Source organism: Arthrobacter humicola (assembly GCF_022803015.1).
Classification (GTDB): Bacteria; Actinomycetota; Actinomycetes; order Actinomycetales; family Micrococcaceae; genus Arthrobacter; species Arthrobacter humicola_A.
This window is the reverse complement of sequence record NZ_JAFKON010000001.1, coordinates 902,654-927,983: the sequence shown is the minus strand read 5'-3', so window position 1 is coordinate 927,983 and position 25,330 is coordinate 902,654. Positions and strand designations below refer to the sequence as shown.

The window sequence follows — 25,330 nt, the reverse complement described above, 5'->3', positions numbered from 1 at the left end:
TTTGGGACTAAAGAACAGGGGATACGTGTGAGCAGGCTGGGCGGAAGATCGGACGGAACCGATGCGGACTTCGCGGCAACGCGCCTCACGGAGCCGGCGTATCCGCAACTGCGGCTCAACAGCGCTGCCCTCGAGAACAACATCCGGGTCATGGCGGCGTGGTGCCGGGATCGGGGCGTGGAACTCGCACCGCACGTCAAGACAACGATGTCGGCACCGATCATCGAGCGGCAGTTGGCGGCCGGCGCCGTCGGCGTCACTGTCGCCACCGTGGATCAAGTCGCCTCGGCACTGCGCTGGGGTCATCAGCGCGTCCTCGTCGCCAACGAGATCGTCGACAGGTCCGGACTAACGCGTGTCCGTGCCTGGCTGGAGGAAGATCCCGCCCGGGAAATCCGCTGCTTCGTCGATTCGGCAGCAGGGGTGAAGGTGGCTGCCGAGATCTTCGACGGCGCGGCGGCCGACCTGGAGGTGCTGATCGACGTCGGAACCCCCGGCGGGCGCACCGGCATCCGCAGCCTGTCCGAGGGTCTGCGCCTGGCCGGGCTGGTCCGTGTCACGCCGGGACTGAGGCTGGTGGGTGTTGCCGGGTATGAAGGCGTCGTGCCCAACAGCCGCGCTGAGGATACGGTCACTGCAGTTGACCGGCACTGCCGGCTGGTGCGGGACGTCTATCTGGAAGCGGCGGAGTTCTTTGAAACCGCCACTCCCATCTACTCCATGGGTGGGTCGGCGTTCCCTGACCGCGTGGTTGAGTTCCTTCCCGACCGCGGCCAGGTGCCCGGAACGCGAATTCTTCTCCGATCGGGCTGCTACGTCACCCACGACCACGGCACCTATGCCGCCGTCAGCCCCGTTCCGGGACTCATTCCGGCGCTCTCCGTTCGCGCGATCGTCCTGTCCACGCCCGAAGCCGGGTTGGCCGTCGTCGGCGCCGGCAAACGGGACCTTCCCTACGACGCCGGACTGCCCAGCGTCCTCTCGGTCCGGACCGCGGACGGAGCCCTCAAGCCCGCTACAACCGCAGCGGTGCGCAATCTCTTCGACCATCATGCGGTGCTCACCGGGGTGTCCGGAGTGGATGTCACCGACACGGTGGATTTCGGGATTTCCCATCCTTGTTCCGCGTTTGACCGCTGGCCCGACTACGTCCTCACCGACGCCGACGGGCAGGAGACGGACGTTTGGCAGACCGACTTCCGCCGGTCGTCCCTGGCCCCAGGCTACGCCCCGTCCTGACGCTCAATCCTTGAGCTGCCTGGTCAGCACTTCGAATTCCTCCACGCCCAGGATCTGCATGTGCTGCTCTGCGCTGGTCTCCGTGCGGATCTTGGCTGCGGCCTCTTGGCTGCCGGCGAGGGCCTGCTCGTCCGCCCACAGCGTGATTGACAATGATTTGCTGTCCTTCCCCAGCAGGTAGTAGATGCCCAGGCATCCCGGCAGCTGGAGCACCCGGTTGACGGTGTCCTCCGACGGTGCCCCGGAGCTGTCCGGGCTTGGCTGATACGTGCTGACGCGAGCGAACATGTGCATCCTCCTAGTTCCAGGTTCGACGGTTGGATCGCCTGCCGCCCCAACCGTTGAACCGGGAGCTGGATCCTTGCGATGTCGCGCCCTGGTGGCGGGCGGCCTGGTCTCCTCCCACCAGTAAGGACCCGCGGGCGCAGAAGCACAAGGCTCCTGTGCCGGTCTATCCGCCCTAGTCCGCCGGCCGCTGCTCAGCCGCCGGCGCCGATGGCCGCACGGGCGTTCCTCTTGAGCTCGGCGAGTTCCTTGCGCGCCACAAGGGCTTCGTCCAGGCTGATTGCCACGAACCTGGTGGATGTGCCGGGAGCGGCCCGGGCCACCAGATCCATGTCGGCGCTGATGACCGTCCCCACCATGGCGTAACCGCCACCGGAGACGGCATCGCGGTGCAGGATGATCGGTTGGGTGCCGCCGGGAATCTGGATGGACCCGACAGCGTATCCGGCATCAACAATGTTGGACGGGTCGGAACCGGCGCCGAATGGCTGTTCCCGCTCTTTCCACTGCACTCCGGGACCCGAGTACCGCAATCCCATCCGGTCCGCCACCGGAGTCACCTTCCACTCGCCGTTGAGCAGGTTGTCCAGTCCCTCGTCGGTGAGGCGGTGGTCATAGAGGCCCAGGACGATCCTGACCGTCTGCTCCTTGGAGAAGGCGGGACGGAATTCTTCCGGAACAGTATCGGCGTCGGGCACGGCTCCGCCGTCCAGCGGGCTACCGACTGGAACCTGGTCGCCGGCCTCCAGCTTGCGGCCGTGGAATCCGCCGATTGCGCCCAGACTGTAGGTGGACCGGCTCCCGAGCACGGAGGGGACATCGATGCCGCCCCGGACCGCGATGTAATACCGCGTGCCGCCCTGGATGACGCCGAAGCTGAGTTCGTCGCCAGCCTTCAGCTGCAGCCGGGCCCACTGGGGCCGGGCTTCGCCGTTGACCTTGACTTCAACCGGTGCCCCAGTGACGGCGATAAGGGCATCCTGGTCGGTGGACAGTACAGGGCCCAGGTAAGTGCATTCCAGGACGGCTTCCTTGGCAGTGTTGCCCACCAGGGCATTGCCGAGTTCGGCAGAGTATTGGTCCAGGGAACCGCTCTGCGGGATGCCGACGTTGTAGTGGCCGGTGCGTCCCTGGTCCTGGACCGTGGTGGCCAGCCCGGGGTTCCTGATGTCAAACGCCATTGAGGGCCTCCATGAGTTCCTGGTTGTAGCCTGCGGGGTTCGCCAGCGCCCTGGACAGATCAAATGTCACGGGCACCTGCCGGTAGTGGAACGTTCCGGCGGAGATCTCAGACTGGATGGTGTTGTATTCGGCCTCGGTGACGGGCTTGAACTTCACGATGTCGCCCGGCTTGAAGAACACCATGAAGTCCTTGAAATCGGCCAGGGACTGGGCCGGATCGAAGATGGGGGCGGCAGCGACCCCGAACATCTGGTAGCCGCCGGCACCCCGCACGGAGTAAATGCAGCCGAAGCAGCCGCCGTGGCCCACGGTCAGTTTGGGGGTGTCGGTGCGGGGACTCAAATACTTGGGCACTTCGAGTTGTTTCTCCCGCTCCACCAGTTGGAAGAGGAACGGCAGGCCGGCGACGAAGCCAACCATGGAGACAAGCCACGGTTGCTCATGGTGGCGCTGGATGAATTCGGCGGCATCCTTGAGGTTGTTGACCTTGGCTGCGTAGTCAATGTCGGTGCCGCCGGGCTCCTGATGGAATCCTTCGCGGAATCGCTCCGCCACCTCCGCCGTGAACGGGTCTTCGTACCAGACCGGGACCTCGACGATCCGGGTTTCCAGCGAATGGTCGTGATGGTGCGCCAGATCCCCTTCAATGGCCCGGACGGTCTCTTCCAGGGTCGACGGCGGCAGGACATCGGGATCGAACCTCACCAGCAGCGAGGCGTTGGCGGGACAGACGTCCACGATGCCGGGCAGCTGCATGGCCGAAAGTTTCGCTGCTATCGACATCACCCTGAAGTTGGCCGCCAGGCTCATGGACTCCGCGACCTCAACGAACAGGAATTCGTCTCCGCCCCAGGTGTAGCGGGCCTCCATCACGGCGGGTTCCGGGCTGCTGCTCATTGTGCCTCCATCAGATCGGGGACGGTTTCAAGGAATTTGGAGTGGTGGGTGACGGCTACGAATTCGGGCCGGCTCAGCAGTTTCTTGTGCACCGGGATGGTGGTCTTGACCCCTTCGATGTGGGTTTCATCCAGGGCCGACAGCATCGCCTCAATGGCCGCTTCGCGCGTGTCCGCATGCACAATCAGCTTGGCCAGCAGGGAGTCGTAGTACGGAGTGACCGTGGAACCGGCCTCCACCCCGGTGTCTACCCTGATGCCTGCGCCCGCGGGCCAGTCCATGGCGGTGATGAGGCCAGGGCTGGGGAAGAAGTGGTGGTCGGGGTCCTCCGCATTGACGCGGCATTCGATGGCGTGGCCATTGAATGCGATGTCGTCCTGGCGGAGGGACATCGCCCCGGTGAACGCGATCTGCAGTTGTTCGCGGATCAGATCGACGCCCGTGATTTGCTCCGTAATCGGGTGCTCAACCTGGATGCGGGTGTTCATTTCGATGAACGCCGCTTCATGGTTGACCGGGTCATAGAGGAATTCCACCGTTCCGGCGCCGCTGTAGCCGCACTCGCGGGCGAGTTCCACGGAGGAATCCCAGATCCTCTGGCGGACGTGGTCGGGGAGGTCCGGCGCCGGTGCTTCTTCAATGACCTTCTGGGAGCGCCGCTGCATGGAGCAGTCGCGGTCGCCGATATGGATGAAGTTTGTTCCATCGCCGAGGACCTGTACCTCCACGTGACGGGCATGCTGCACAAAGCGTTCCAGGTAAACGGTGGGATCGCCGAAGACAGCAGCCGCTTCGCCGCGCGTCTGCTCAATGGATTCCAGAAGCTTGCCTTCGCTGTGCACAAAGCGGATGCCCCGGCCGCCGCCGCCGGCGGAGGCCTTAATCATGAGCGGGTAGCCGATGCCGCGGGCGATTTCTACGGCGTCGGCCGCCGGATCGAGGGGGCCGTCCGAGCCACGGAGCACGGGGACGCCAGCCTTCCGGGCCGATTCCCTCGCCAAGGACTTATTGCCCATCATCGCGATGGCGTCCGCACGCGGCCCCACCCAGATCAGGCCAGCATCAGCGACCTTCCGGGCGAAGGCCGCATTCTCGGAGAGGAACCCGTAGCCCGGATGGACGGCATCGCAGGCGTTGTCCACGGCCGCGGCGACGATGGCGTCCTGGTTCAGGTAGCTGGCGGTGGCAGGCGCCGGACCCACCACGACGACGTGGTCAGCGGACCGGGCAGCCAAGGACTCGACGTCGGCTTCGCTGGCAACCACGAATGTTTCGATGCCCATTTCACGGGCGGTCCGGGCAATGCGCACGGCGATCTCGCCGCGGTTGGCGATGAGCAGTTTCTTCATGGCTATCCTTCCCGGACGACGACGATTGCGTCGCCTGGGTTGACCATGTCGCCCTCGTTGACCTCAAACGACTCCAGGGTGCCGGCCACATCGGACTGGATTTCGGTGAACTGTTTCATGATTTCGATAATGCCGAGGGTCTGTCCGACCTCGATGGCGTCGCCTTCATTGGCGAAAGGCGGCTTGCCGGGGCCGGGCTTGCGGTAGAAGACGCCGGGGAGCGGGGAAATGATGGTTGCCACGGGATGCTCTCTTTCAGGTGGTTTGGATAGATCGGTTCAGCCAAGGACCGCACGCACTGCTGTGGCCACTGCGACAGAATTGGGTGCGTCGGAGTGGACGCAGATGCTTTGGAACTGGATGTCCAGTTCGGTGCCGTCAACAGCGAGGACTGGCTTGCCCGCCAGCGCCCTGCTGACACGCTCGGCCGCGGCGTCGGGATCGGTGGGCGCCGGGCGGCGCTGGATCAGCAGCTCACCGCCCGGGCCGTAGTTGAGGTCAACATAGAGTTCGGGCACGAAGTCCACCCCCATGGCCCGGCACACGCTTTCGTGGGCGGTCCCTGCGAGCCCGAAAAACGGAACGCCGAACTGCAAGGCTGTGCCGGCCGCGGCTTGCATTAGTTCCTCGTCGCCGGCCAGCATGCCGTAGAGGGCGCCGTGCGGCTTGATGTGGTTCAGTTTCAGCCCGTGCTTTGCGAGGAACGCTGTCAGGGCCCCGGTCTGGTACAGGATGATCGACTCTACCTCCGCCGGGGTGAGCACCATTCGGCGGCGTCCAAACCCCACAAAGTCCGGCAGGCCGGGGTGCGCTCCGACTGCCACGCCGTGCTCTGCAGCCAACGCCACGGTCCGTTCCATGACGTCGGGATCGCCGGCATGATACCCACAGGCCACGTTGGCGACGTCGATGATGCGCATGAGTTCTTCGTCATTGCCGAACTCGTGAAGGCCGAGGCCTTCGCCCAAATCGGAGTTCAAGAGCACCCGCCCTGAAGTGTGGGGAGAGGCCTCGGGAGAGGTGTCGGGGGTCACATTGGTTTGCATGAATGCAACGCTACTCAGCAATTCACGCGCCCGATATTGTGCAGGTCGCTGAATCTGCAGGCATGACTTATGGTTGTTGCACTGTCCGGCGGGGCGTCCCGCCATAGTTGGAGGGCCCGTGCGAATTTCAGACTTAGCCGACAACGCCGATCTCAACATCCGACTCCGTGTTGCCGGCGGCGAAGGCCGCCTGGCCCGGCCCATCACTTGGTGCGCCCCCACCGAACACATGGACCCCACGCCCTTCCTTAGCGTGAACGCCTTGGTGCTGACCAACGGCATGGGCCTGAACGTCAAGGACTTCCGGACCTGGGACGCCTACGTGGAACGGCTGGTTTCCGTCCCCGTCTCCGGTCTGGCGTTCGGCTTGGGCGCGGCCCACAGCGAGCTGCCGGCCGGCCTGCTCCGTGCCTGCGAGGTGCACGGCCTGCCATTGTTGGAGCTCGCGCCGCAGGTGCCCTTTGTGCTGGTCATGCGGCACGTGGAGCGGGTCATCGCTGCCGAGCGCTATGAGGAGTTGCGGAAGGGGTGGGAACTGGCGGACCAATGCACCCGGTTGGCGGCCGACGGACATTCCTTGGCGGAGGTGCTGGCGAGGGTGGCGGACGCCATTAATGCGAGGGTGGCCGTGATCGACCAGAATGCCTTCGAACTCGTCTCGGCGGGCGCGGCTCACGGAGGGACCGCGCGGACCGCGCTGCGCCTGCCCAGCGGTGAATCCGAGCAGTTCAGGCTTGCCATCGAGGGGATCGGGAGCAACATTGTGCTGCAGCCCATCCTGGGCCCCGTGGCCGCCGTCATCGCTATGCAACTTAGCTATACCCTCGGTTCCCATTCGCCCCTGCATTCCCGGGAAGCCGCACGCTTTATGGAAGCCCTATATGAAGACCGCGGCGAGCCGTCCGTGCCGCTGCGCCGCTACGCCCTCGAATCCGGGTTCGATCCTGACACGGACTGGGGTGCGGTGCTCATCGGCACCTCAGAAGAGGTGGCCCCCGCAAAGTTGCGCGCCATCGCATGGCGCGCCCGGGTGGGACTTCAGGCCGGGTTCGGCACGGTGAGGTTCATGGAAGAAGCAGGGCTCACGACTCTCTTGCTGCAGCAGGGGCACGCGCAGGCCGACCTGCTGGATGCCGCCCGGGCGTTCTTTACGGACGTCCCGGAACTATCCGTTATTGTCTCGGAATCCGCGGGCCTCAGTGAACTGCCGCTCGCGCTTCAGCTTGCCCGCCGTCACCTGGGACAGCCCGGCGTGCACCAGGCGCCAACGGCCGATCTCGCCGGCATTGTGCAGGGATTGCCCAGCCCGGGGCTGGTGGCAATGTGCCAGCGGCTGCTGGCTCCCTTGGCCTCCGACGGCGGCAGTTCGCTGCGGGAGACCTTCGACGCGTACCTGCGCCACAGCGGGAACTCCGCGAAGATCTGCGACGAGCTCTTTATTCATCGGAATACGCTCAGCTACCGGCTGCGGAAAATCGAGGAGCTGCTGAAACTGGATCTGTCCGATGGCGAAGTCCGCGCCACGTGCATGCTCGCTCTCGGGATTGTTGCGTCCGCCCGCTAAGGCGAATGTGCAGCTTGCACGAAAAGCAGTCTCAATCTTGGGAGTAATGCCAATGTGACACTGTGAGACGGATCACTAATCTCAACTCATGGGCTCCTCAACTCATGGGTTTGGAGCCCCACGGTTGGGCTATTGATTGGCGGACGGCGCGGGCCCGTATGGCCTCCCGCTTCCACCCACTGATTCGACTGACTGGAGGATTCACTTGCAGTGTCACACCGGGGTCCTGAAGGCGCTGCTTTCCCGCACGCACAGTACCGGCTTCAGTCTGATGGATTCGACCTCCCGGCCGTCCAGGACGCCCTTAAGGAGCTGTACCGCAGTCCGCCCGATATCCAGCATGGGCGAGCGGACTGAAGAGAGCGGGATGGGCAGTTCCGCGGCCAGCGAGGTGTCATTGAAGCCAACCACCGCCACGTCGCGGCCGACGCCGAGGCCATGGGAACGCAGGGCTCCCATGGCGCCGATGGCCGCGAAGTCGTTGACGGCGAACAGTGCAGTCGGGTGGGAGTTGCCGTGAGCCAGGATGGTCTCGGCCGCTTCCCGTCCTCCGCCGGTATCGAATCGGGACCACACAACGGCGTCAGGGGGAATCTTCCCGCCCAGCGCACGCCAGCGGTCCACGAAACCGGCCGTCCGGTCGACGGCCGTGCTGGCATAGGGCTCGCCGGCGATCACGGCGACGTCCCGGTGCCCCATGCCCCACAGGTGGTCGGCCACAAGCTCGCCGCCAAGGACGTCGTCGCAGGTGGCCGATGGGAAGCCCGGGACGCGCCGGTTCATGAGCACGAACGGCACTTTCCGGGAGGCGAGCTCCCGCAACAGGCCGCTGTCCAAGTGTGCATCGCCGATGATCAGCCCGTCCACGCGTCGGGCCAGCATGGACTCCGTTTTGCGGCGCTGCTCCTCGGGCTCATCGCGCGAGTTCATGACAAACGTGGAATAGCCGAGCTCCGCCGCGGCTTCGTCGATCCCCTCGTACATAATCGCCAGAACGAGGTCCGAAAGCCGGGGAACTATCACGCCCATGAGATGCGTGCGCCGCGTCCGCAGGCCGGCGGCCTGCGGGTCGGGGGAGTAGCCGCGCTTCCGAGCGAGCTCACGCACGCGTTCGGCGGTAGCTACGGAGGCTGCCCCGCGCGCCACCTCGGAGCCCGAGTGCAGGATCCTGGATACGGTCGAGGGGTGGATGCCGAGCTCGCTCGCGAGATCCTTCAGCGTGATGGTGCGGCCACCGGCCGTGCTCTCTTCCATTCAGTCCCCTGCCTCAGCTCAAAAGGTCGTCATCACCAAGGGTGCCTGATAATGCCCGGATCTTTGGTCCAGGCACTCTTGACGTGTCGCACCTCACATTCTATAGTCAATCAAACGGCGTACCCAATCGATTGGGTAGACGGAATCCCGGGAGCTGGCGGCGAAGTATTTACCCCCCTGAAACTTCCGGGAGCATCTGCAGGAAACATGGCAGGGATAACTTTTAGCCAACAACCCAATCGATTGGGTAAGTGCGCGGAAACAGTTACAGAACAAACGGAGTGGACATGACCGTCACAGATTCAGTTGGCCCCCACGTGGTCCTGCTGGCCACGGGAGGAACGATTTCTTCCCGCGCGTCCGAGGCCGGCGGAGCCGCGGTGGCGTCCGACACGGGGGAGCAGGTGTTTGCCAGCATGGGAGTGCCAGCGGCCCATCCGGTCCGCGTGGTCGACGTTTTCCGGAAAGGCTCGTACCTGCTGACAGTCGACGACATGATCGCCATCTGCGCCACGATCCGGCAAGTATTGGCCGATCCGCAGGTTCTGGGCGTCGTGGTCACCCACGGGACGGACACGATGGAGGAAACGGCCTATCTCGTTGACCTCACCCACGATGATCCCCGCCCGGTGGTATTCACCGGAGCGCAGCAGGCTGCCGACGCCGACTCCCCTGACGGTCCTGGCAATCTGTCCCGCGCGATCGCCGTCGCCGGTTCTCCGCGGGCGCGGGGAACCGGTGTGCTGCTGGCGTTTGCCGGGACTATCTTCCCTGCGGCCGGCGTCCGCAAGCGCCACACGACCAGCCTCGACGCCTTCGCCAACCCGGACTTCGGAACCGTGGGATCGGTGTCCGACTCTGGCGAGGTCGAAATCCAGGCGGTACGGCCCGGATCTTCCCCGTTGCCCCTGCCGGGCGCGGACGCCGGTTCGCCGCGCGTGGACCTCGTTGCTGCCCACCCCGGAGCTGACGCCACCCTCCTGCGGGCCGCTCGGCAGGCCGGGGCCGCAGGGATCGTGCTCCAAGGGACGGGAACGGGCAACGCAAACCGCGTGCTGTGCCAGGAAGTCGCCGACGCCACCGCGGCCGGCGTCGTGGTGGTGACGAGCACCCGCGTGGAAGCCGGTGCCGTAGTGCCCCGCTACGGCGACGGCGGCGGCGAGGATCTGCGCGCTGCCGGTGCCATCCCCGCCGGGCTGCTCAAGCCATCCCAATCGCTGGTCCTGCTGAGCCTTCTGCTCAGGCTCGGCACTCCCGCCGACGGGATCGCGGACGCCTTCGCCCGGAGGGGCACGCTCGCTGACTAGTTCCCGCCCAAAGCCAGGCCTCACCAACAAGCCACAGCCCAAAGACAAACCTCAACAAGAAGCCAAACCTCAACAAAAGCGCAGTGAAAGGTTGATCTCATGACTAAGGACATCCAAGTCGCGTTCGGCGTGGACGTGGACGCAGTTGCCGGAATGCTCGGCTCCTACGGGGGCGAGGACTCGCCCTGCGATATCTCCCGCGGCTTGTTCAGCGGCGAGGTCGGCGGCCCGCGCCTCATCCGGCTTTTCGAGAAGTACAGCCTGCCCGCCACCTGGTTCGTGCCGGGCCACTCGATCGAGACCTTCCCGGACCTGACGCGGATGATCGTCGACGCCGGGCACGAAATCGGCGTGCACGGGTACTCGCATGAAAACCCCATCGCCATGACCCGCGAGCAGGAGACGGCCATCCTGGACCGGTCAATCCAACTCATCGAGAAAGTCTCCGGCCGACGGCCCACGGGCTACGTTGCTCCCTGGTGGGAATTTTCCCCGGTCACCAACGAGATCCTGCTCGAACGCGGGATCAAATACGACCACTCCCTGATGCACAAGGACTTCGAGCCCTACTACGTCCGGGTCGGCGACAGCTGGAAGAAGATCGACTACACCAAGGCTGCCGAAACCTGGATGGAGCCGCTGGTCAGGGGCACGGAAACCGACCTCGTCGAGATCCCGGCCAACTGGTACCTGGACGACCTGCCTCCCATGATGTTCATCAAGGCGGCCCCGAACTCCCACGGATTCGTCAGTCCCCGGGATATCGAACAAATGTGGCGCGACCAGTTCGACTGGGTGTACCGGGAAATGGATCAGGCCGTCTTCACCATGACCATCCATCCGGATGTCTCGGGCCGCCCCCAAGTGCTGCTCATGCTTGAGCGCCTCATCGAACACATCAATTCCCACGAAGGCGTCAGCTGGCTGAAGTTCGACCAGATAGCGGACTCCTTCCTCGCACGCAGCCCCCGAAAGGAAAACCAGTAATGACCATCCAGCAGCCCGCCGTCGATCTGACGCAACCCGGACCGGACGAAAAACGCCGCTTCCCGGTTTTCTCCAAGCACCACACAACCGTCGCCACCGTCTTGGCGCTCTGTGCCTGGACGGTCGCCGTATTCGACTTCGGACTTTTCGGCACCCTCCTGCCGGCCATGCAGCAGGAGTTCGGCTGGACCGCCACCGAAGCGTACGCAATCAACACCTGGATCGCCGTCGGCACCGCGATCGTCTGCTTCGGAATCGGCCCGGTCATTGACCGGCTCGGCCGCCGCAAGGGCATGATGACCACGATCGGCGGGACCGCCATTGTCTCGGGCCTGACGGCCCTGATTCCGACCGGGATCCCGTTCCTCAGCAACGGCCTGCTGGTGCTGGTCCGTTCCTTCGGCGGGCTCGGGTTCTCGGAGCAGGCCGTCAACGCCACCTACATGAACGAGGTCTACCAGGTCACCGAAGTCGCGGATAAGCGCAAGCGCCCCGGCTTCCACTACTCCTTCATCCAGGGTGGCTGGCCGCTGGGCTTCCTGCTTGCCAGCGCCCTCGCCCTCGTCTTCCTCCCGTCCCTCGGCTGGCGTGCCCTATACCTGATGGCGACCGTTCCGGCCGCGATCATCGTGTGGGTCATCGCCAAGAAACTGAAGGAGACGCCGCAGTTCGAACTGCACCACAAACTGACCCAACTCGAGAAGAGCGGCAAGACCGAGGAAGCCCATTCCCTGGCCCACGCCTTCGGCGTCGAGCACTCCTCCGCAGCCCCGCTCAAGCGCATCTGGGAGCCGCACCTGCGCCGGAATACGATCGTCCTGTCGCTGGCCTGGATCTTCAACTTCTTCGGCATCCTTATTTTCAGCATTCTCGGCAGTTCTGTTCTGAAGAACGCCAAGGGTGTGGAACTTTCTGACGCCTTCTGGATGCTGATCGTCATCAACGGGCTGGCGTACTTCGGCTATGTCTTCCATGGGTGGCTCGGTGACAAGATCGGCCGCAAGCGGACCATCATCGGAGGCTGGATTATCTCCGGCATCTCCTTCGCCATCATGCTCAGCCCCCTTGCCACGGACCCCTTCATGATCATCGTCACCTACGGCGCCGGACTGTTCTTCCTGGTCGGACCGTACGCCGCGATCCAGTACTTCATGGCGGAGTGCTACCCCGTCAGCTGCCGTGCCACCGGCACAGCCTTTATCGGCGCAATGAGCCAGCCCGGCACGATTCTCGGTGGTTTCCTGTTCACGCTAGCGGCCGCCAGCGTAGGAACCGGTGCTGCAGCCTTGTGGGTCGGCGCGGCCGGAACCCTTTTCTCCGGCCTGCTGATGATCGCCGCGAAGCCGCCGGTCGAAGCCCTGCTCGAGGACCACCCCCATGACGCCTGAGAACAGGGTGGCCGCGATCACCGGAGCGGCCAGCGGCATAGGACGGGCCCTCGCGGTCCACTACGCCCACCGCGGCGTGCATTCTGTCATCGGAACCTTTCCCGGCGACCCGCACGACCCGGAGGAAACCCTTCGGATGGTGAAGGACGCCGGCGGCCAGGGGGTCATCCACGAAGTGGACGTCCGCAGTACCCCGTCTGTCGATGCCTTCGCCGAACGCGCCGTCGACGAGTACGGCCGCCTGGACTACGCCGTGGCCAACGCCGGAATCCTGCGCAACTCACCGCTGGAGGAGATGACCGATCAGCGCTGGCACGACATGCTCGACGTCGACCTCACCGGCGTGTTGCGGACCCTGCGCGCCGGGTCCGCGAAGATGACCAACGGCGGAGCGATGGTTGCCGTATCCTCCATTGCCGGCGGCGTCTACGGCTGGGAGGAACATGCCCACTACGCAGCCGCCAAGGCCGGCGTGCTCGGCCTGATCCGCAGTGTGGCCGCCGAGTTGGGGCCGCGCGGCATCCGCGCCAACGCCGTTATCCCCGGACTGATCGAAACTCCCCAGTCCCTGGATCCGGTGAATTCCCTCGGGCCCGAGGGCCTGCAACGCGCCGGTTTGGAAATCCCCTGGGGCCGGGTCGGACGTCCCCAGGAGGTTGCCAGCGTGATCGGCTTCCTGACCTCCGATGACGCTGTCTACGTCACGGGCCAGTCCCTGATTGTTGACGGCGGCCTCACCATCAAGATGCGTGCCTGAAAAGCCTCGGAAGGACAAGAATGAACAACCCTGACGCCTCCCGGAAAACGGAGGGCCGCGCCGTTGTGGTCACCGGCGGAGCCAGCGGCATCGGCAAGGCCATCGCCGAGGCCTTCACCGCCAACGGCGACAGAGTCGTCGTCCTGGACCGGTCGGGCGCGGCGGGAAGCATCGCCGTCGACGTCTCAGACGAGGCGAGCGTGAAGGCGGCCTTTGCCGCCGCACGCTCCCAGCTCGGAAGCATCGACATTCTCGTGAACAGCGCCGGCCTGCTGACGGAATCGCCGTTGGAAGACATGACGCTTGCCATGTGGAACGAGACGATTGCCGTGGACCTGACCGGTGTCTTCCTCTGCTGCCGGGAGGTGGTGGGGGAGATGCGGCAGCAGAAGTGGGGCCGGATTATCAACATCGCCTCCCAGCTGGCTATCAAGGGCGGCACCGGGCTCAGCCACTACAGCGCCGCCAAAGCCGGAGTCGTGGGGCTGACCAAGGCCCTGGCCCTGGAAACGGCCGCCGACAACGTGCTGGTCAACAACATTGCCCCGGGCCCCATCGAGACGCCCTTGGTTGACGGCATCTCGGAGGAATGGAAAGCGGCGAAGCGTGCCGGGCTGCCGCTGCTGCGCTTCGGGCTGGCGGACGAGGTGGCGCCAACGGCGCTGCTTTTGGCCAGCGATCCCGGCGGCAACTTGTACGTGGGGCAGACACTCGGACCCAATTCCGGCGACGTCATGCCCTAGGAGGGAGACCTATATGTGCGGTGCCTGTGGACGAAATGTGGTGAGCGATCCTGTCCTGGGTTCGATCAGAACGCTGCGGCAGCACCTGATTGTCGCCCAAACGATTAATGGTGCCAGCCAATCCTGGCCAGGAGCCCCGAAAGTGGCCGCGACCAGCGGCGGCTGGCTGGTCTCGGGGCCGACGGGAGCCACGGTGGCCGTATCAACCGTGCAGGCGCTGTGGTCGGCTGTCCTGCTGGGCAGGCCGGGGCTGCAGCGGCAGGACCTGCGTGCCGCCGGGGACCTGGGAGCGGGTGAACCGGGAGCCGGTGAACTGGGCACGGGGGCGCTGGGGGCCGGGGAACCGGACCCGGGGGAGTTGGCGCGCCGGGTGATGAACCTCGGCCACGAGATGGCACAGGATTCCGCTACGGAAACGGACACGTGACACGCCACAGGTCAGGCGCTACGGGGATCCCCGTAGCGCCTGACCTTTTCCGCGGCGCCCGGCCCGAATTCGTCGCGAAAACCTAGCCAAACGGCCGGGCCGGGCCCAAGTGCCGGGGTCAGCCTTCAGCCATCAGGATGCAGGCGTAGCCGGGGGCGCGGCCGGGGAGTCGGAGTGCGGGCAGCGAATCTGCTCGCGGCCCTGTCGCGCGTTCTCGACGTCCGCCGCGCTTTCCAGGTCACCGCGGGCCCGCAGCCCGGCCACCACACCGTCAACATCGGCGCCGGGCCGGTTCTGGCTGAGTTTGTGCTTCGCCTCGATCCTCGTGATGAGAAGCTCGACGCCGACGATCGCGCGCAACTGGCCGGCAATGTAGCGCTCCGGGGCATCCTCGACAGTCCAGGGCTGCTCGGAGCCGGCCTCGTTGTGGTTGCTCAGCCGCCTCACATGGCTGGCGAGCCAGGCGGGATCGTCGTGGATGACCAGGGTGCCGTACACGTGGGCCGTGGAGTAGTTCCAAGTGGGAACCACGCGTCCGTGCTCCGCCTTGGACGCATACCACCGCGGCGAGATGTAGGCGTCCGCGCCCTGGATAATGGCGAGCGATTCGCCGAGGGCGGGTTCAGACCACTGGGGGTTGTTGCGGGCCAGATGCGCGTGCAGGGCACCGTGCTCACCGGCCGAGGGGTCGAAGACGAAGGGCAGCAGCGTGGCAAGCATGCCCTTCGCGGTTGCGGTGACCAGGTTGGCCGCGGACGGTCGCGTGAGCAGATGCCGGACTGCATCGGGGCCGGCGGCGAAATGTGCGGGGATGTACACGGAACTTCCATTCGGATTGCGGATCGGGTCTGGGCTGGGCGGCTTCGGGGGCGGGGCGTGTGATCAGATCAGCCGGATTGTTTCACTGTCACGGTGTCCTTCGCGTTGTTCCCCGGGCTGTCCTGGGGGCTGTCCAGCACGCCCGCATTGCTTCCCGCCTCCCTGGCCGCACGTGGCCGGGAGCGGACGGCCAGGCCGGCGCAGAGGATGACCGCCGTGCCGCCGATGATGGTCGCCCAGGTCAAGTCTTCGCCCAGTATGAGCCCGGCCCAGCAGATGCTCAAGACCGGCTGGACGAGTTGGATCTGGCTGACCTGCGCCATGGGTCCGATGGCCAGGCCGCGGTACCAGGCGAAGAAGCCGAAAAACATGCTCACGACGCCCAGGTATGCGAAGGCCGCCCACTGCACGGGAGTAGCGGAGGGAGGCTGGCTGGCCATAGAAAAGGCCGCGATGCCGGCCATGAGCGGCGAGGACAGAACGAGGGCCCAGGAGACGGTCTGCCACGAGCCGAGTTCGCGGGCCAGCAGGCCGCCTTCGGCGTAGCCGATTGCCGCCGAGAGGACGGCGCCGAACAGCAGCAGGTCGGCCAATTGCAGTTGCCCGATGCCGCCGGACTGCGCAGAGGCGAAACCAATCGCCGCCACTGCGCCCGCGCCGGTGATCATCCAGAAAGACCTGGGCGGCCGTTCGTGGCCGCGGATCACCGCCATCGTTGCGGTCGCCGCGGGGAGTAGCGCAATAACAACCGCGCCGTGGCTGGCGGGAACCGAGGTGAGGGCGAAGGAGGTCAGCAGCGGGAATCCGACCACCACGCCGCCGGCGACCACCGCAATACGCGCCCACTGGGCGCCCCGGGGCAGGCGCTGCCGGGTCAAAGTGAGGGCGAACGCGGCGAGAACGGTCGCAACAACAGCCCGGCCCGATCCGATGAACAACGGAGACAACCCCGCAACCGCCACCCGGGTGAACGGCAGTGTGAAGGAAAATGCGGCGACGCCGACGAACCCCCACCACAGTCCGGCTGCCGGCCGGGACGATAACGGTTGTTTGATCTCCTGAGTAGCGCTACTATTGCCTTTCATGTCTTACGATAGCACCACGCGGATGGCGGCGCGGCTCCGGGAATGGATTGCGGCCGCCGCGCCGGGCGCCCGGCTGCCTTCCACGCGTTCCCTGGTCGCCGAGTACCAGGCCAGCCCCGTGACCGTGCAAAAGGTCCTGCGGACCCTCTCCGCGCAGGGCCTGATCGACAGCCGCCCCGGCGTCGGGACGTTCGTGCGGGCCGTTCGAACAGCGCGGCCGGCGGACTACGGCTGGCAGACGACGGCGCTGGGATCGCCCCGGGCGCCGCTCCGCCCCGTCTCCACTGCGATGCGCAGCGCCTCAAACGACGTCATCGCTTTCCATTCAGGCTATCCGGACCGGGAACTGCTGCCCGAGCGGCTGGTCAGGGCAGCTCTGACCCGGGCTGCCCGGGGTGAGGCTGCCCTGTCACGTCCGCCTGCCGCGGGCCTGCCCGACCTGCAATCCTGGTTCGCGCACGAGCTCCGGGGGGCTACCGGGGCCGGCGTCGCCCCGCCAACGCCGCGCGACGTGATCGTACTCCCGGGGAGCCAGGGCGGGCTCAGTTCCGTGTTCCGGGCGCTGGTCGGCAGCGGGCAGCCGCTGCTGGTGGAATCCCCGACATACTGGGGGGCGCTCCAGGCCGCGGCGCAGTCCGGTGTCCGGGTTGTTCCGGTACCCAGCGGTCCCGAAGGCCCGGACCCCGAGGACCTGGCCCGCGCCTTTGACGAGACCGGCGCCCGGCTGTTCTACGCGCAGCCGAACTATGCGAATCCCACCGGGGCGCAATGGCCCGCCCGCCTGCGCGAGCAGGTGCTCGACGTGGTGCGCGAACACGGTGCTTTCCTGGTGGAGGATGACTGGGCCCATGACTTCGGAATCACCACGGATTCCGTGCCCGTTGCCAGCCTCGACGATTCCGGCCATGTCGTTTATCTCCGTTCGCTGACCAAGAGCGTGTCCCCGGCCATACGCATTGCCGCGGTGATCGCCCGCGGCCCGGCACGTGATCGCATCCTGGCCGACCGGGGCGCCGAGTCCATGTATGTCAGCGGCGTTCTCCAGGCGGCCGCCCTCGACGTCGTCACGCAGCCGGGATGGCAGACACACCTGCGCGGACTGCGGCTGCAGCTCCAGTCCCGCCGTGATCTCATGCTCAGCAGCCTGCGGGAACTTGCCCCGCTGGCCCACGTGGAGCACGTGCCCACGGGCGGGCTCAACCTCTGGGTCCGCCTTCCCGACGGGACCGACGTCGACCAGTTCGTAGGGGACTGCGAGGCCGCGGGGGTCATCATCGCGGCCGGTACCGAGTGGTTCCCGGCCGAACCGGCCGGACCGTTCATCCGGCTGAACTTCGCCGGACCCAATCCGGGCGCTTTCCGGGAAGGCGCGCGGATCCTCGGCCAGGTGCTCGAACGCACCGCCGGGCGGTAGGCCGCCGCCGCGCTACGCCGGCGTGAGCAGCGCCTCAGGTGCCGCGAGCGTCACGAGGCCCTGCACGGAGCGGGCGAGCCCGGCGTTGAGCGTCACAAAGGCGTCTGCCTGAAGCCGGGCCAGGGCCACGTATTCGGCGTCGAGGGTGTCATCCAAGCCAAGTTCCTCGGCGAGGCTCCACGCGGTGCGTTGCAGGACGCGGTCGCCGAGGAGCCGGATGCGAAGGCCCCGGATGTAGTCGAGCTGACGATTGGCATCGGCCCGCGTCACGTCGCCGCGCCGGACTGACTGGTACAGGAGCGAGAGCACCTGCGAGCGGAGGAGCGTCGGCGCCACCAGCTGGTGATCGTCTGAAACCGCCGGCCTTTCGAGGGCAAGATGAAGGGCAACGTCCGGGCCAATCACGAATCGGGTCATGGTTACTGGATCCTTCCTGGGTACAGCGGCGGTCATCCCGCCTCGCGGGGCGCGAACATGATGACGGCGACCCCGAACAGGCAGATCACCGAACCCAGGACGTCCCACCGGTCGGGCCGGAAGCCGTCGAAGATCATGCCCCAGGCCAGTGAACCGGCCACGAACACGCCGCCGTACGCGGCGAGGATACGCCCGAAGTGTGCGTCCGGCTGCAACGTCGCGGCAAAGCCGTAGATGCCCAGCGCCACGACACCCAGCCCGGCCCACCACCAGGCCCGGCCCTCACGGACGGACTGCCAGACGAGCCAGGCCCCACCTATTTCGGCAACGGCGGCGAGGACGAACAGCAGGATGGTTTTCGGGATAGTCACGCCCTCATGATGGCACCGGCTGGTTGCCTATCCGGGCCGGTGCGCGCCGACGCGCCCGCCCGGCCGTCATGCGGGGTCATCGCTTGCATCACCGGCCACCCGGGCCTATAACTTTAAGGTTCAAGTAAACTTGGCCGGAAAGGCTGTGCCGCTCGAAGCCGACTGGCTTGACGGCTCCGCCCCCGCCGACGTCAGCACCTGCTGCCCCATACCTGAGGACCCGAGATGACCCTTGCGCCAGAAACCACTGCAACGCCGAGGGCCGCAGCACCTTCGGCCGCCGTGCGCAGCCGCGTCGTCGTGCCGCTGCGCTTCCCCGACGGGTTCGAAGCCGTTGCCGACGTGCTGAGCTTCAGCGGGCTCACCGACGGCAAGGAGCACCTGCTGCTGGCCCTCGGCGAGTGGGAGGCTGCACTGCAGGGCGCGGCGCAAGGCGGTGCCGGACCGCTGGTGCGGCAGCACAGCGAGTGCCTTACCGGGGACGTATTCGGGAGCCAGAGGTGCAATTGTGGCCCGCAGCTGCGGGAGGCCGTGGAGCGGATTGCCGCCGAGGGAGGCTTCCTGCTCTACCTCCGCCAGGAAGGCCGCGGCATCGGCCTGTATTCGAAGCTTGACGCCTACGCACTGCAGGATGGCGGCCTTGACACCTACGCCGCGAATCTGGCCCTGGGCCACGGCGAAGACGAGCGGGACTACACGGCGGCGGCCCAGATGCTGGAGGCAATGAGTGCCAGCACGCTGCGGCTGCTCAGCAACAACCCGGACAATGCAGCCCAGCTGACCGGCCTCGGCCTCGAAGTGTCCGGGCAGGTCGCCACCGGCGTCCATGCCTCGGCGGCCAATCTTCGGTACCTGGCCGCAAAACGCGACCATACCGGCCACACGCTCGTGCTCCCGTCCGACGCCGGACCCGTCGCCGGTGCGCCCGGCGCTGCCCCTGGCGGTGCCCCCGGCGCTGCCCCTGGCGACGTCGGGGCTGCGTCCCGGGCCGGGGCGGCGGCCGTCCCGACCCATGACGACATGCTCGCCCGGGTCCAGGGGCTCGTGCCCGGCCTGCGCGAGCGGGCCGCGGAAACCGAGGAGCTCCGAAAGTGCCCGGAGGCTACTCCATCTCGGGCCGGTGGACCTTTGCCTCCGGGGTCATGCATGCCCGGTGGGCGCTGCTCGCCGCGCAGCACGGCGACGTGCGCCTGCAGTGCCTGGTGCCGCTGGCCGACGTCGAGCTCCTCGACGTGTGGCAGACGGCCGGCCTGCGGGGTACCGGGAGCAACGACATTCGGGCGGGCGACCTGTTCGTCCCGGAGCATCGGACTCTGGACTGGGAACTCCTGGGCGCGGAAACCAATCCGGGGAGCCTGCTCCATGCGGATCCGCTGATCCACACCCCCATGGGCGCGCTGCTGAACATGGTGGCCCCGGCCGCTGCCCTGGGGTCTGCCGAATACGCGCTCGACCTGTTCCGCGAGCTGATCATGGTCCGGAAGGTCAAGCACGCCGTGGAGAACCGCCAGGCGGACTCCCCGCTCGCGCAAGTCCGGTATGCGCACGCCTTCGGGCTGGAGGCCACCGCGCGGCTGCACTGGCAGGAGGCGGTCCGGGTGGTCTCTGCCGCCCATGCGCGCGGGCCTTCGACCACGACGGAGCCGGACCGCGGGCAGTACCGGCTGTCCCTCGCCCTGAGCGGCGAGGCGTCGGCCGAGGCGGTTCGGGTGATCATGCTGGGATCCGGCGGGAGTGTGCACCGGCTGTCGCATCCGCTCCAGCGGATCCAGCGCGACGTCAATGTCCTGATGAACCATGCGGCGCTGACGAGGGATCCGGTTCTCGAGCAGGCGGGCCGGGGCCTCCTGAATCTTGGGTTCAGTGTGCCCTCGTTCTAGCTGGAAGCTTGAAGCTTCAATCAAAATGGATTAGGATGATCCCATGACTCAGACCACTGACCGCCCCCCGGTTCTCTTCCTCAGCCATGGCGCACCGCCGCTGGCCGACGACTCCACGTGGACCCGCGAACTCCACGACTGGTCCGGCACCTTCGGCAAGCCCCGGGACATCCTCATGGTCTCCGCCCACTGGGAAAACGCCCCCGTGACGCTCAGTGCAACCGGGCGGGATCCGGGCCTGGTCTACGACTTCGGCGGCTTCCCGCAGAAGTACTACGAGGTGGCCTATGACGCCCCGCAGGCACCCGAGTTGGCTGCCGAAGTCGAGAAGCTCGTCGCCGGCCACGGCCACCACGTGGAGCGCGATGAAAGCCGCGGGCTGGACCATGGCGCCTACGTTCCGCTGAAGGAGATGTACCCCGACGCCGACGTGCCGGTCGTGCAGATGTCCATGCCGACGCTTGATCCGCAGGGGTTGTTCGACCTCGGCATGTCGCTGGGGCCCTTGCGGGAGCGGGGCACGCTGATTGTCGGATCGGGATTCACGACGCACAACCTGCGCTGGTTCAATCCCGCCGGGGGACCGGACTCCGCCCCTCCCGCGGCCTCCAGCGAATTCGACCACTGGGCCGAGGAGGCCATGGCCCGCGGCGATGTCGACTCCATCCTCGACTTCCTGAACAAGGCGCCCGCCGCCCGGGAAGCGCACCCCCGCAGCGAGCACTGGGCTCCGCTCTATGTTGCCCTCGGGGCTGCGTACGGCTCGGGAGACATCCACGCCAGGACAGCAATCGACGGGTTCTGGTTCGGGTTGTCCAAGCGGTCGTGGACCCTGACGTAGCAGTCGCACAACGTAACACGGGGAATGAACCGGACCAGGGTCCGGTTATGCCCGCCAGCGCCGGATCGCCGGCGAACCAGAACGTGACGTGGCTTGACCACTGATGAGGAGTGCAACATGACGATTGCAGTAACGGGTGCGACAGGACAGCTGGGCAGACTGGTCCTCGATGAACTGCTCACCAGCCAGGAACCGGATTCGCTGGTGGCCATCGTGCGCGACGCCGCGAAAGCCGCGGAGCTGGGTGCACGTGGCGTCCAGGTGCGCGTCGCGGACTACTCCGATCCCGCGGCTCTCGAGGCCGCGCTCACGGGAGTTGACAGGCTCCTGCTGGTCTCCGGAAGCGAGGTGGGTTCCCGGGTGGCGCAGCACGGCAACGTCATCGACGCGGCCAGGGCCGCCGGCGTCGGGTTCATCGCCTACACATCCGTCCTGGCCGCGGACACCACCGAACTGATCCTGGCGCCCGAGCACAAGGCAACAGAGGAGCTCATCCGCGCGTCGGGACTCGACAACACCATCCTGCGCAACGGCTGGTACACCGAAAACTACGCCCAGACCGTGGCAACGGCCAAGCAGACGGGCGCCGTCGTGGCCGCTGCCGGTGACGGCCGGGTGGCCAGCGCGACGCGGGCTGACTACGCCGCGGCGGCCGCGGCGGTGCTCAGCTCCACCGGGCACGAGGGCCGCACGTACGAACTCTCCGGCGACTACGCCTGGGACTTCAAGGAACTGGCGACGGCGATCACCCGGATCACGGGCCGGGAAGTTGTCTACCAGCCCGTCTCCGCCCCGGAACTGGTTGAGGTCCTGACCGCGGCCGGCCTCGACACGGGCACCGCGGGATTCCTCGCCGCCCTGGACGCGGACACCGAGGCGGGCCTGCTGGCCACCGTCACTGGCGAGCTGTCCCGGCTGATCGGTCGGCCGACGACGCCGCTGTTGCAGGCTCTGACGTCGGCGGCCGCGAGCTAATCCGCACTGCCCAAGGAGGCAGCGAGACCGGGAGGCCGGGAGTGGGCATAATGAAGGCGTGGATTCCCGCTGCGCCCGCAGGGCATAGACACCCTGCGGGTGCGCGCCTCGACTGACAGGACCCATGGAAACTCCCGGTGATTTTCAGCAGGCCGGGGCCGGTGAATGGTCGGACGGCCCGCTGGTTCTCGGTGTGCCGTGGGAATTCGACGAGCGCCTGGTACGGGCCGCCGCCGGGCTCGCCGCGATCATGGGAGTGCACCTGATTTGCGCGTTCGTGGACCCGGCGAGCTACCTCACCGAGTGGGAGCCCGCCGGAGTCCTGGATGGCACCTCACTTGATCCTGCCCCGAATGTCGAAGCCGAATACCCGGCCTCACAGCTGCTCAGCTGCCTTGAGGGCATTCTCGGTCCTCCCGGCGGGGCATGGTCCTTCCGGGTGCTGAACGGCGAAGTTGCCCACGCCCTGGACCGGCTGGCGCAGAACGCGGACGCGGCTGCGCTGATTGTCGGCGGGCAGCGGCCTGGGCGGATTGCCCAGATGGGCCGGCTCCTGGAGGGCTCGGTCAGCGTTTCCCTGACCCGTCTGCAGGGCAGGCCAGTACTGGTCGTTCCGCACGCGGGTCAGTGACGCACGCGCCGGCCGTGCGTTCCGTCCACCGACGGCGGCCCAACAGCGGGCCAGCACCGCGCCAACAAACCTGAGGCCGGCGGGGCGGGTTCATCCGTTCCGGGGGACGGCCCCGGGCCGCCGCGGCCATAGCGTTGGAGTACCGCCGGTGTGCGAGCGCCCGGGATGCGAAAGATTGCTGGAGCACAAGGGGCTGACGCTGACGGCGGAACTGCACGAGCCGTTAACGCCAGCGAATCGAAGTGAGTGATGGTAGACCCGAACAAGCCAGCAGCCGTCACGTCAGAGGCGCGGGCGCTCTTCGTCGGCAGCGCCGCCTTCCTCGTCCTGGGCGGCATCGCTTTTCTGCTGATCGGGCGGGAACCCGTCCCGTTGTCCGGACGGGGTTCAGTCGGTGACATTGCCTCGATCGGCACGGCAGTGTTGGGCGCCGGGGCGGTGGTGGCCGGTTGCCTGCAACGTCGTCCGGCTGTGGCACCGGAGGCCCGCGGGGGAGGCCGGATCCGCACGTCCATCGATATCGCCGCACTCGCGCTGGCGCACGCCTGCATCTTCCTGCTCGGCTGGCTGGCGCTCTTTTCGCTGTTCCAGCAGGCGTTCATCGGTGCGGTCGTCTACCCGTTCGCGGCCGCTGTCCTGGTCGGGACCACAGGAGCCATCAGCGCCTATATCGCCTACCTGTCCGCGCTCAGCATGACCGCCTACCGGCTCGCGGCCCTCCTCGCCGGCTTCCTGGTCACCGGCCTGCTCACGAGCATGCTCACCGCACAGGATCCACTGTGGTGGCAGGAGAACCTCAGTGCCCTCGGCATGAGCTCCGACGTCTCCGGAGTGGCGTTCAACTTCACCCTGATCGTCGCCGGCGTGGTCATCTCCACGCTGGCGGGATATGCGACGGCGACCCTCGCGGCGACCGCGAAGTCCCCGTCCGCGCTGCATCGGGTGAGGCTGCTCGAAGGCGGGATCGCCCTGATCGGCGTCTTCCTCGCCTGCGTGGGATTGTTCCCCGTCGATGAGCGCTTCGGGCTCCACACCCTGGTCGCGTCCGGCATGGTGGTGGTCTTCGCGTCCCTTATTGTCCGCATCCGCACGCTGGTTCCGTCCGTCTCGGCCACCTTCGCTGCGCTTGGCTGGCTATTCCTGGCGGTCATCGTCGCCGCCGCGGTGCTGTGGTTCCCGGTGGGCTACTACAACCTGACCGCGGTGGAGCTGATCGCCGCGTCGCTGATCTTCGCCTGGCTCATCATCCTGATCCGTAACCTCGCAGCCGTCGATGCCGACCAGCTTGAGGCGAACCTGCCGGCCCGGCCGCTGCCATCGCCGGCTGAGCCTGCGAATCGGCCAGTTTCCGCAACAGACAGCGCAGTGCCCGACCCGTAAGTGCCGCGGGGCCTGCCGACGACGGAAGTGCCGACGCCGGGAGTGCCGTCGGGAAGGGCCGCTTCAAGGCTCGCCTATGAGTGCGTCGGTTCTTCGACCAGCGCTGTGGCGATGCTGTCGGCGTCCTCGAGCGCGGACAGGAAGCGTTCGGCGTCCAGGGCCGCGGCGCAGCCGGTGCCGGCGGCGGTGATGGCCTGGCGGTAGCGGTGGTCCACGGCGTCGCCGCAGGCGAAGACGCCAGTCAGGTTGGTGACCGTCGTAGGGGAGTCGACCTGGATGTAGCCGTCGGCATCGAGGTCTATCTGGCCGGCCAAAAGCTCGGTCCGGGGCACGTGCCCGATCGCGACGAAGATGCCCGTGGCGGCCTGCTGCCGGGTGTCGCCGGTGCGGGTGTCGGTCAGGGTCACTCCGGTGACCTTGCCGTTGCCGTGGATCGCGGTGACGGCGGAGTTCCAGGCGAACCTGATCTTGGGGTTGTCCTTGGCCCGCTGGGCCATGATCCGGGAGGCGCGCAGTTCGCCCTTGCGGACCACCACGGTCACCGATTTGCCGAAGCGGGTCAGGAACGTGGCCTCCTCCATCGCCGAGTCGCCGCCGCCGACCACGATGATGTCCTGGTCGCGGAAGAAGAAGCCGTCGCAAGTGGCGCACCAGGACAGTCCGTGGCCGCTGAACTTCTTCTCCTCCGGCAGGCCCAGTTCCTTATACGCCGAGCCCGTGGCGAGGATGACGGCGGGCGCTTCATGTCTCGCCCCGGCGGCGGTGACCACACACTTCAGGTGCCCGGCGAGCTGCACCTCGGTGACGTCGTCGAACACCACCTGCGCGCCAAACTTTTCGGCCTGCTGCTGCAGGCCGTCCATCAGTTCGGGGCCCTGGATGCCGCCCGGGAAACCGGGGAAGTTTTCCACCTCGGTGGTGTTCATCAGAGCGCCCCCGGCAGTGACCGCACCGGCGATGACGAGCGGCTTGAGCCCGGCCCGGGCGGCGTAGATCGCCGCGGTGTACCCCGCGGGACCGGACCCGATGATGATCAGCTTCTCGGTTGTCTTGATTGCGGCGCTCACGGTCGGGCTCCTTCGGTGACGGTTG

General features: G+C 66.7%; 26 protein-coding genes and 1 pseudogene. 15 read left to right on the top strand and 12 right to left on the bottom strand.

Annotation, left to right across the window (positions count from 1 at the left end; translation table 11 throughout):
* Positions 1–27: 27 nt before the first annotated feature.
* Entirely contained in the window at positions 28–1,239 is a 1,212-nt protein-coding gene (locus ARTB_RS04315; protein ID WP_243177861.1) for an alanine racemase, read from the top strand.
* A gap of 3 nt (positions 1,240–1,242) precedes the next feature.
* Here ARTB_RS04315 and ARTB_RS04310 read toward each other — a convergent pair whose 3' ends face one another.
* From ARTB_RS04310 to pxpA, 6 genes are all read right to left on the bottom strand, one after another.
* Entirely contained in the window at positions 1,243–1,527 is a 285-nt protein-coding gene (locus ARTB_RS04310) for a hypothetical protein (protein WP_243177860.1), read from the bottom strand.
* A gap of 191 nt (positions 1,528–1,718) precedes the next feature.
* Positions 1,719–2,705 (bottom strand): biotin-dependent carboxyltransferase family protein, encoded by a 987-nt coding sequence (locus ARTB_RS04305; protein WP_243177859.1) that lies wholly within the window; start codon positions 2,703–2,705, stop codon positions 1,719–1,721.
* Positions 2,695–3,603, bottom strand: a complete 909-nt coding sequence (locus ARTB_RS04300; protein ID WP_243177858.1) for a 5-oxoprolinase subunit B family protein — start codon at positions 3,601–3,603, stop codon at positions 2,695–2,697. The genes ARTB_RS04305 and ARTB_RS04300 overlap by 11 nt, the downstream gene beginning before the upstream one ends.
* Positions 3,600–4,952: an acetyl-CoA carboxylase biotin carboxylase subunit gene (locus ARTB_RS04295; protein ID WP_243177857.1), complete on the bottom strand. Its 1,353-nt coding sequence runs from the start codon at positions 4,950–4,952 to the stop codon at positions 3,600–3,602. The genes ARTB_RS04300 and ARTB_RS04295 overlap by 4 nt, the downstream gene beginning before the upstream one ends.
* A gap of 2 nt (positions 4,953–4,954) precedes the next feature.
* Positions 4,955–5,194, bottom strand: a complete 240-nt coding sequence (locus ARTB_RS04290) for an acetyl-CoA carboxylase (protein WP_243177856.1) — start codon at positions 5,192–5,194, stop codon at positions 4,955–4,957.
* Between the two features lie 36 nt (positions 5,195–5,230).
* Positions 5,231–5,998: a 5-oxoprolinase subunit PxpA gene (gene pxpA, locus ARTB_RS04285; RefSeq protein ID WP_243177855.1), complete on the bottom strand. Its 768-nt coding sequence runs from the start codon at positions 5,996–5,998 to the stop codon at positions 5,231–5,233.
* A gap of 118 nt (positions 5,999–6,116) precedes the next feature.
* On the opposite strand from pxpA, the gene ARTB_RS04280 reads away from it, so the two are divergent.
* Positions 6,117–7,562: a PucR family transcriptional regulator gene (locus ARTB_RS04280; protein WP_243177854.1), complete on the top strand. Its 1,446-nt coding sequence runs from the start codon at positions 6,117–6,119 to the stop codon at positions 7,560–7,562.
* Between the two features lie 213 nt (positions 7,563–7,775).
* Here the strand turns inward: ARTB_RS04280 and ARTB_RS04275 are convergent, their stop codons facing one another.
* Complete coding sequence (locus ARTB_RS04275; RefSeq protein WP_243177853.1) at positions 7,776–8,816, bottom strand: LacI family DNA-binding transcriptional regulator; 1,041 nt, start codon at positions 8,814–8,816, stop codon at positions 7,776–7,778.
* Positions 8,817–9,103: 287 nt separating this feature from the next.
* Between ARTB_RS04275 and ARTB_RS04270 the strand changes: the two genes are divergently transcribed.
* The 6 genes from ARTB_RS04270 to ARTB_RS04245 all read left to right on the top strand — a co-directional run bounded on the left by ARTB_RS04270 (position 9,104) and on the right by ARTB_RS04245 (position 14,425).
* Positions 9,104–10,123 carry an asparaginase gene (locus ARTB_RS04270; RefSeq protein ID WP_243177852.1) on the top strand — a complete coding sequence of 340 codons (1,020 nt, stop codon included), beginning with the start codon at positions 9,104–9,106 and terminating at the stop codon, positions 10,121–10,123.
* A gap of 99 nt (positions 10,124–10,222) precedes the next feature.
* Positions 10,223–11,110, top strand: coding sequence for a polysaccharide deacetylase family protein (locus ARTB_RS04265; RefSeq protein WP_243177851.1), 888 nt, complete (start codon positions 10,223–10,225; stop codon positions 11,108–11,110).
* A complete protein-coding gene (locus tag ARTB_RS04260; RefSeq protein ID WP_243177850.1) occupies positions 11,110–12,498 on the top strand; it encodes an MFS transporter in 1,389 nt (462 codons plus the stop codon). The genes ARTB_RS04265 and ARTB_RS04260 overlap by 1 nt, the downstream gene beginning before the upstream one ends.
* Positions 12,488–13,255, top strand: coding sequence for an SDR family NAD(P)-dependent oxidoreductase (locus tag ARTB_RS04255; RefSeq protein WP_243177849.1), 768 nt, complete (start codon positions 12,488–12,490; stop codon positions 13,253–13,255). Before ARTB_RS04260 ends, ARTB_RS04255 begins: the two co-directional genes overlap by 11 nt.
* A 20-nt stretch (positions 13,256–13,275) precedes the next feature.
* Positions 13,276–13,998 carry an SDR family NAD(P)-dependent oxidoreductase gene (locus ARTB_RS04250; protein WP_243177848.1) on the top strand — a complete coding sequence of 241 codons (723 nt, stop codon included), beginning with the start codon at positions 13,276–13,278 and terminating at the stop codon, positions 13,996–13,998.
* A gap of 142 nt (positions 13,999–14,140) precedes the next feature.
* A complete protein-coding gene (locus ARTB_RS04245) occupies positions 14,141–14,425 on the top strand; it encodes a hypothetical protein (RefSeq protein ID WP_243177847.1) in 285 nt (94 codons plus the stop codon).
* Between the two features lie 132 nt (positions 14,426–14,557).
* Here the strand turns inward: ARTB_RS04245 and ARTB_RS04240 are convergent, their stop codons facing one another.
* On the bottom strand, positions 14,558–15,244 hold the full coding sequence (locus tag ARTB_RS04240) for an FMN-binding negative transcriptional regulator (protein WP_243177846.1): 687 nt from the start codon (positions 15,242–15,244) through the stop codon (positions 14,558–14,560).
* A gap of 68 nt (positions 15,245–15,312) precedes the next feature.
* On the bottom strand, positions 15,313–16,329 hold the full coding sequence (locus ARTB_RS04235) for a DMT family transporter (protein WP_243177845.1): 1,017 nt from the start codon (positions 16,327–16,329) through the stop codon (positions 15,313–15,315).
* On the opposite strand from ARTB_RS04235, the gene ARTB_RS04230 reads away from it, so the two are divergent.
* Entirely contained in the window at positions 16,328–17,743 is a 1,416-nt protein-coding gene (locus tag ARTB_RS04230) for an aminotransferase-like domain-containing protein (RefSeq protein WP_243177844.1), read from the top strand. The two genes, ARTB_RS04235 and ARTB_RS04230, sit on opposite strands and share 2 nt — an antisense overlap.
* Positions 17,744–17,755: 12 nt before the next feature.
* Here the strand turns inward: ARTB_RS04230 and ARTB_RS04225 are convergent, their stop codons facing one another.
* Positions 17,756–18,160, bottom strand: coding sequence for a type II toxin-antitoxin system VapC family toxin (locus ARTB_RS04225; RefSeq protein WP_243177843.1), 405 nt, complete (start codon positions 18,158–18,160; stop codon positions 17,756–17,758).
* Positions 18,161–18,192: 32 nt separating this feature from the next.
* A complete protein-coding gene (locus ARTB_RS04220; RefSeq protein ID WP_028276742.1) occupies positions 18,193–18,531 on the bottom strand; it encodes a YnfA family protein in 339 nt (112 codons plus the stop codon).
* 225 nt (positions 18,532–18,756) lie between these two features.
* Here ARTB_RS04220 and ribA point away from each other — a divergent pair.
* The 6 genes and pseudogenes from ribA to ARTB_RS04190 all read left to right on the top strand — a co-directional run.
* Positions 18,757–19,362, top strand: a pseudogene (ribA, locus tag ARTB_RS21730) (GTP cyclohydrolase II RibA); the annotation flags it as partial.
* Between the two features lie 260 nt (positions 19,363–19,622).
* Positions 19,623–20,411, top strand: a complete 789-nt coding sequence (locus ARTB_RS21725; RefSeq protein ID WP_308197215.1) for a hypothetical protein — start codon at positions 19,623–19,625, stop codon at positions 20,409–20,411.
* A 43-nt stretch (positions 20,412–20,454) separates the two neighbouring features.
* Positions 20,455–21,252: a dioxygenase family protein gene (locus ARTB_RS04205; RefSeq protein WP_243177841.1), complete on the top strand. Its 798-nt coding sequence runs from the start codon at positions 20,455–20,457 to the stop codon at positions 21,250–21,252.
* 117 nt (positions 21,253–21,369) lie between these two features.
* On the top strand, positions 21,370–22,227 hold the full coding sequence (locus ARTB_RS04200; RefSeq protein ID WP_243177840.1) for an SDR family oxidoreductase: 858 nt from the start codon (positions 21,370–21,372) through the stop codon (positions 22,225–22,227).
* A gap of 124 nt (positions 22,228–22,351) precedes the next feature.
* Positions 22,352–22,858 carry a universal stress protein gene (locus tag ARTB_RS04195; RefSeq protein ID WP_243177839.1) on the top strand — a complete coding sequence of 169 codons (507 nt, stop codon included), beginning with the start codon at positions 22,352–22,354 and terminating at the stop codon, positions 22,856–22,858.
* A gap of 249 nt (positions 22,859–23,107) precedes the next feature.
* Positions 23,108–24,238 (top strand): hypothetical protein, encoded by a 1,131-nt coding sequence (locus ARTB_RS04190; RefSeq protein WP_243177838.1) that lies wholly within the window; start codon positions 23,108–23,110, stop codon positions 24,236–24,238.
* A 74-nt stretch (positions 24,239–24,312) separates the two neighbouring features.
* Here the strand turns inward: ARTB_RS04190 and trxB are convergent, their stop codons facing one another.
* Positions 24,313–25,305, bottom strand: a complete 993-nt coding sequence (gene trxB, locus ARTB_RS04185) for a thioredoxin-disulfide reductase (RefSeq protein ID WP_243177837.1) — start codon at positions 25,303–25,305, stop codon at positions 24,313–24,315.
* Positions 25,306–25,330: the final 25 nt, after the last annotated feature.

Bases quoted from the DNA above. Each gene is read 5' to 3' on its own strand.
- ARTB_RS04230 (WP_243177844.1), top strand. From the start codon at position 16,328: ATGTCTTACGATAGCACCACGCGGATGGCGGCGCGGCTCCGGGAATGG.
- ARTB_RS04250 (WP_243177848.1), top strand. From the start codon at position 13,276: ATGAACAACCCTGACGCCTCCCGGAAAACGGAGGGCCGCGCCGTTGTG.
- ARTB_RS04275 (WP_243177853.1), bottom strand. From the start codon at position 8,816: ATGGAAGAGAGCACGGCCGGTGGCCGCACCATCACGCTGAAGGATCTC.
- ARTB_RS04190 (WP_243177838.1), top strand. From the start codon at position 23,108: ATGGTAGACCCGAACAAGCCAGCAGCCGTCACGTCAGAGGCGCGGGCG.
- ARTB_RS04310 (WP_243177860.1), bottom strand. From the start codon at position 1,527: ATGTTCGCTCGCGTCAGCACGTATCAGCCAAGCCCGGACAGCTCCGGG.
- ARTB_RS04235 (WP_243177845.1), bottom strand. From the start codon at position 16,329: ATGAAAGGCAATAGTAGCGCTACTCAGGAGATCAAACAACCGTTATCG.
- ARTB_RS04195 (WP_243177839.1), top strand. From the start codon at position 22,352: ATGGAAACTCCCGGTGATTTTCAGCAGGCCGGGGCCGGTGAATGGTCG.
- ARTB_RS04300 (WP_243177858.1), bottom strand. From the start codon at position 3,603: ATGAGCAGCAGCCCGGAACCCGCCGTGATGGAGGCCCGCTACACCTGG.
- ARTB_RS04305 (WP_243177859.1), bottom strand. From the start codon at position 2,705: ATGGCGTTTGACATCAGGAACCCCGGGCTGGCCACCACGGTCCAGGAC.
- ARTB_RS04205 (WP_243177841.1), top strand. From the start codon at position 20,455: ATGACTCAGACCACTGACCGCCCCCCGGTTCTCTTCCTCAGCCATGGC.
- ARTB_RS04270 (WP_243177852.1), top strand. From the start codon at position 9,104: ATGACCGTCACAGATTCAGTTGGCCCCCACGTGGTCCTGCTGGCCACG.
- ARTB_RS04200 (WP_243177840.1), top strand. From the start codon at position 21,370: ATGACGATTGCAGTAACGGGTGCGACAGGACAGCTGGGCAGACTGGTC.
- ARTB_RS04225 (WP_243177843.1), bottom strand. From the start codon at position 18,160: ATGACCCGATTCGTGATTGGCCCGGACGTTGCCCTTCATCTTGCCCTC.
- ARTB_RS04255 (WP_243177849.1), top strand. From the start codon at position 12,488: ATGACGCCTGAGAACAGGGTGGCCGCGATCACCGGAGCGGCCAGCGGC.
- ARTB_RS04260 (WP_243177850.1), top strand. From the start codon at position 11,110: ATGACCATCCAGCAGCCCGCCGTCGATCTGACGCAACCCGGACCGGAC.
- ARTB_RS04295 (WP_243177857.1), bottom strand. From the start codon at position 4,952: ATGAAGAAACTGCTCATCGCCAACCGCGGCGAGATCGCCGTGCGCATT.
- ARTB_RS04265 (WP_243177851.1), top strand. From the start codon at position 10,223: ATGACTAAGGACATCCAAGTCGCGTTCGGCGTGGACGTGGACGCAGTT.
- pxpA (WP_243177855.1), bottom strand. From the start codon at position 5,998: ATGCAAACCAATGTGACCCCCGACACCTCTCCCGAGGCCTCTCCCCAC.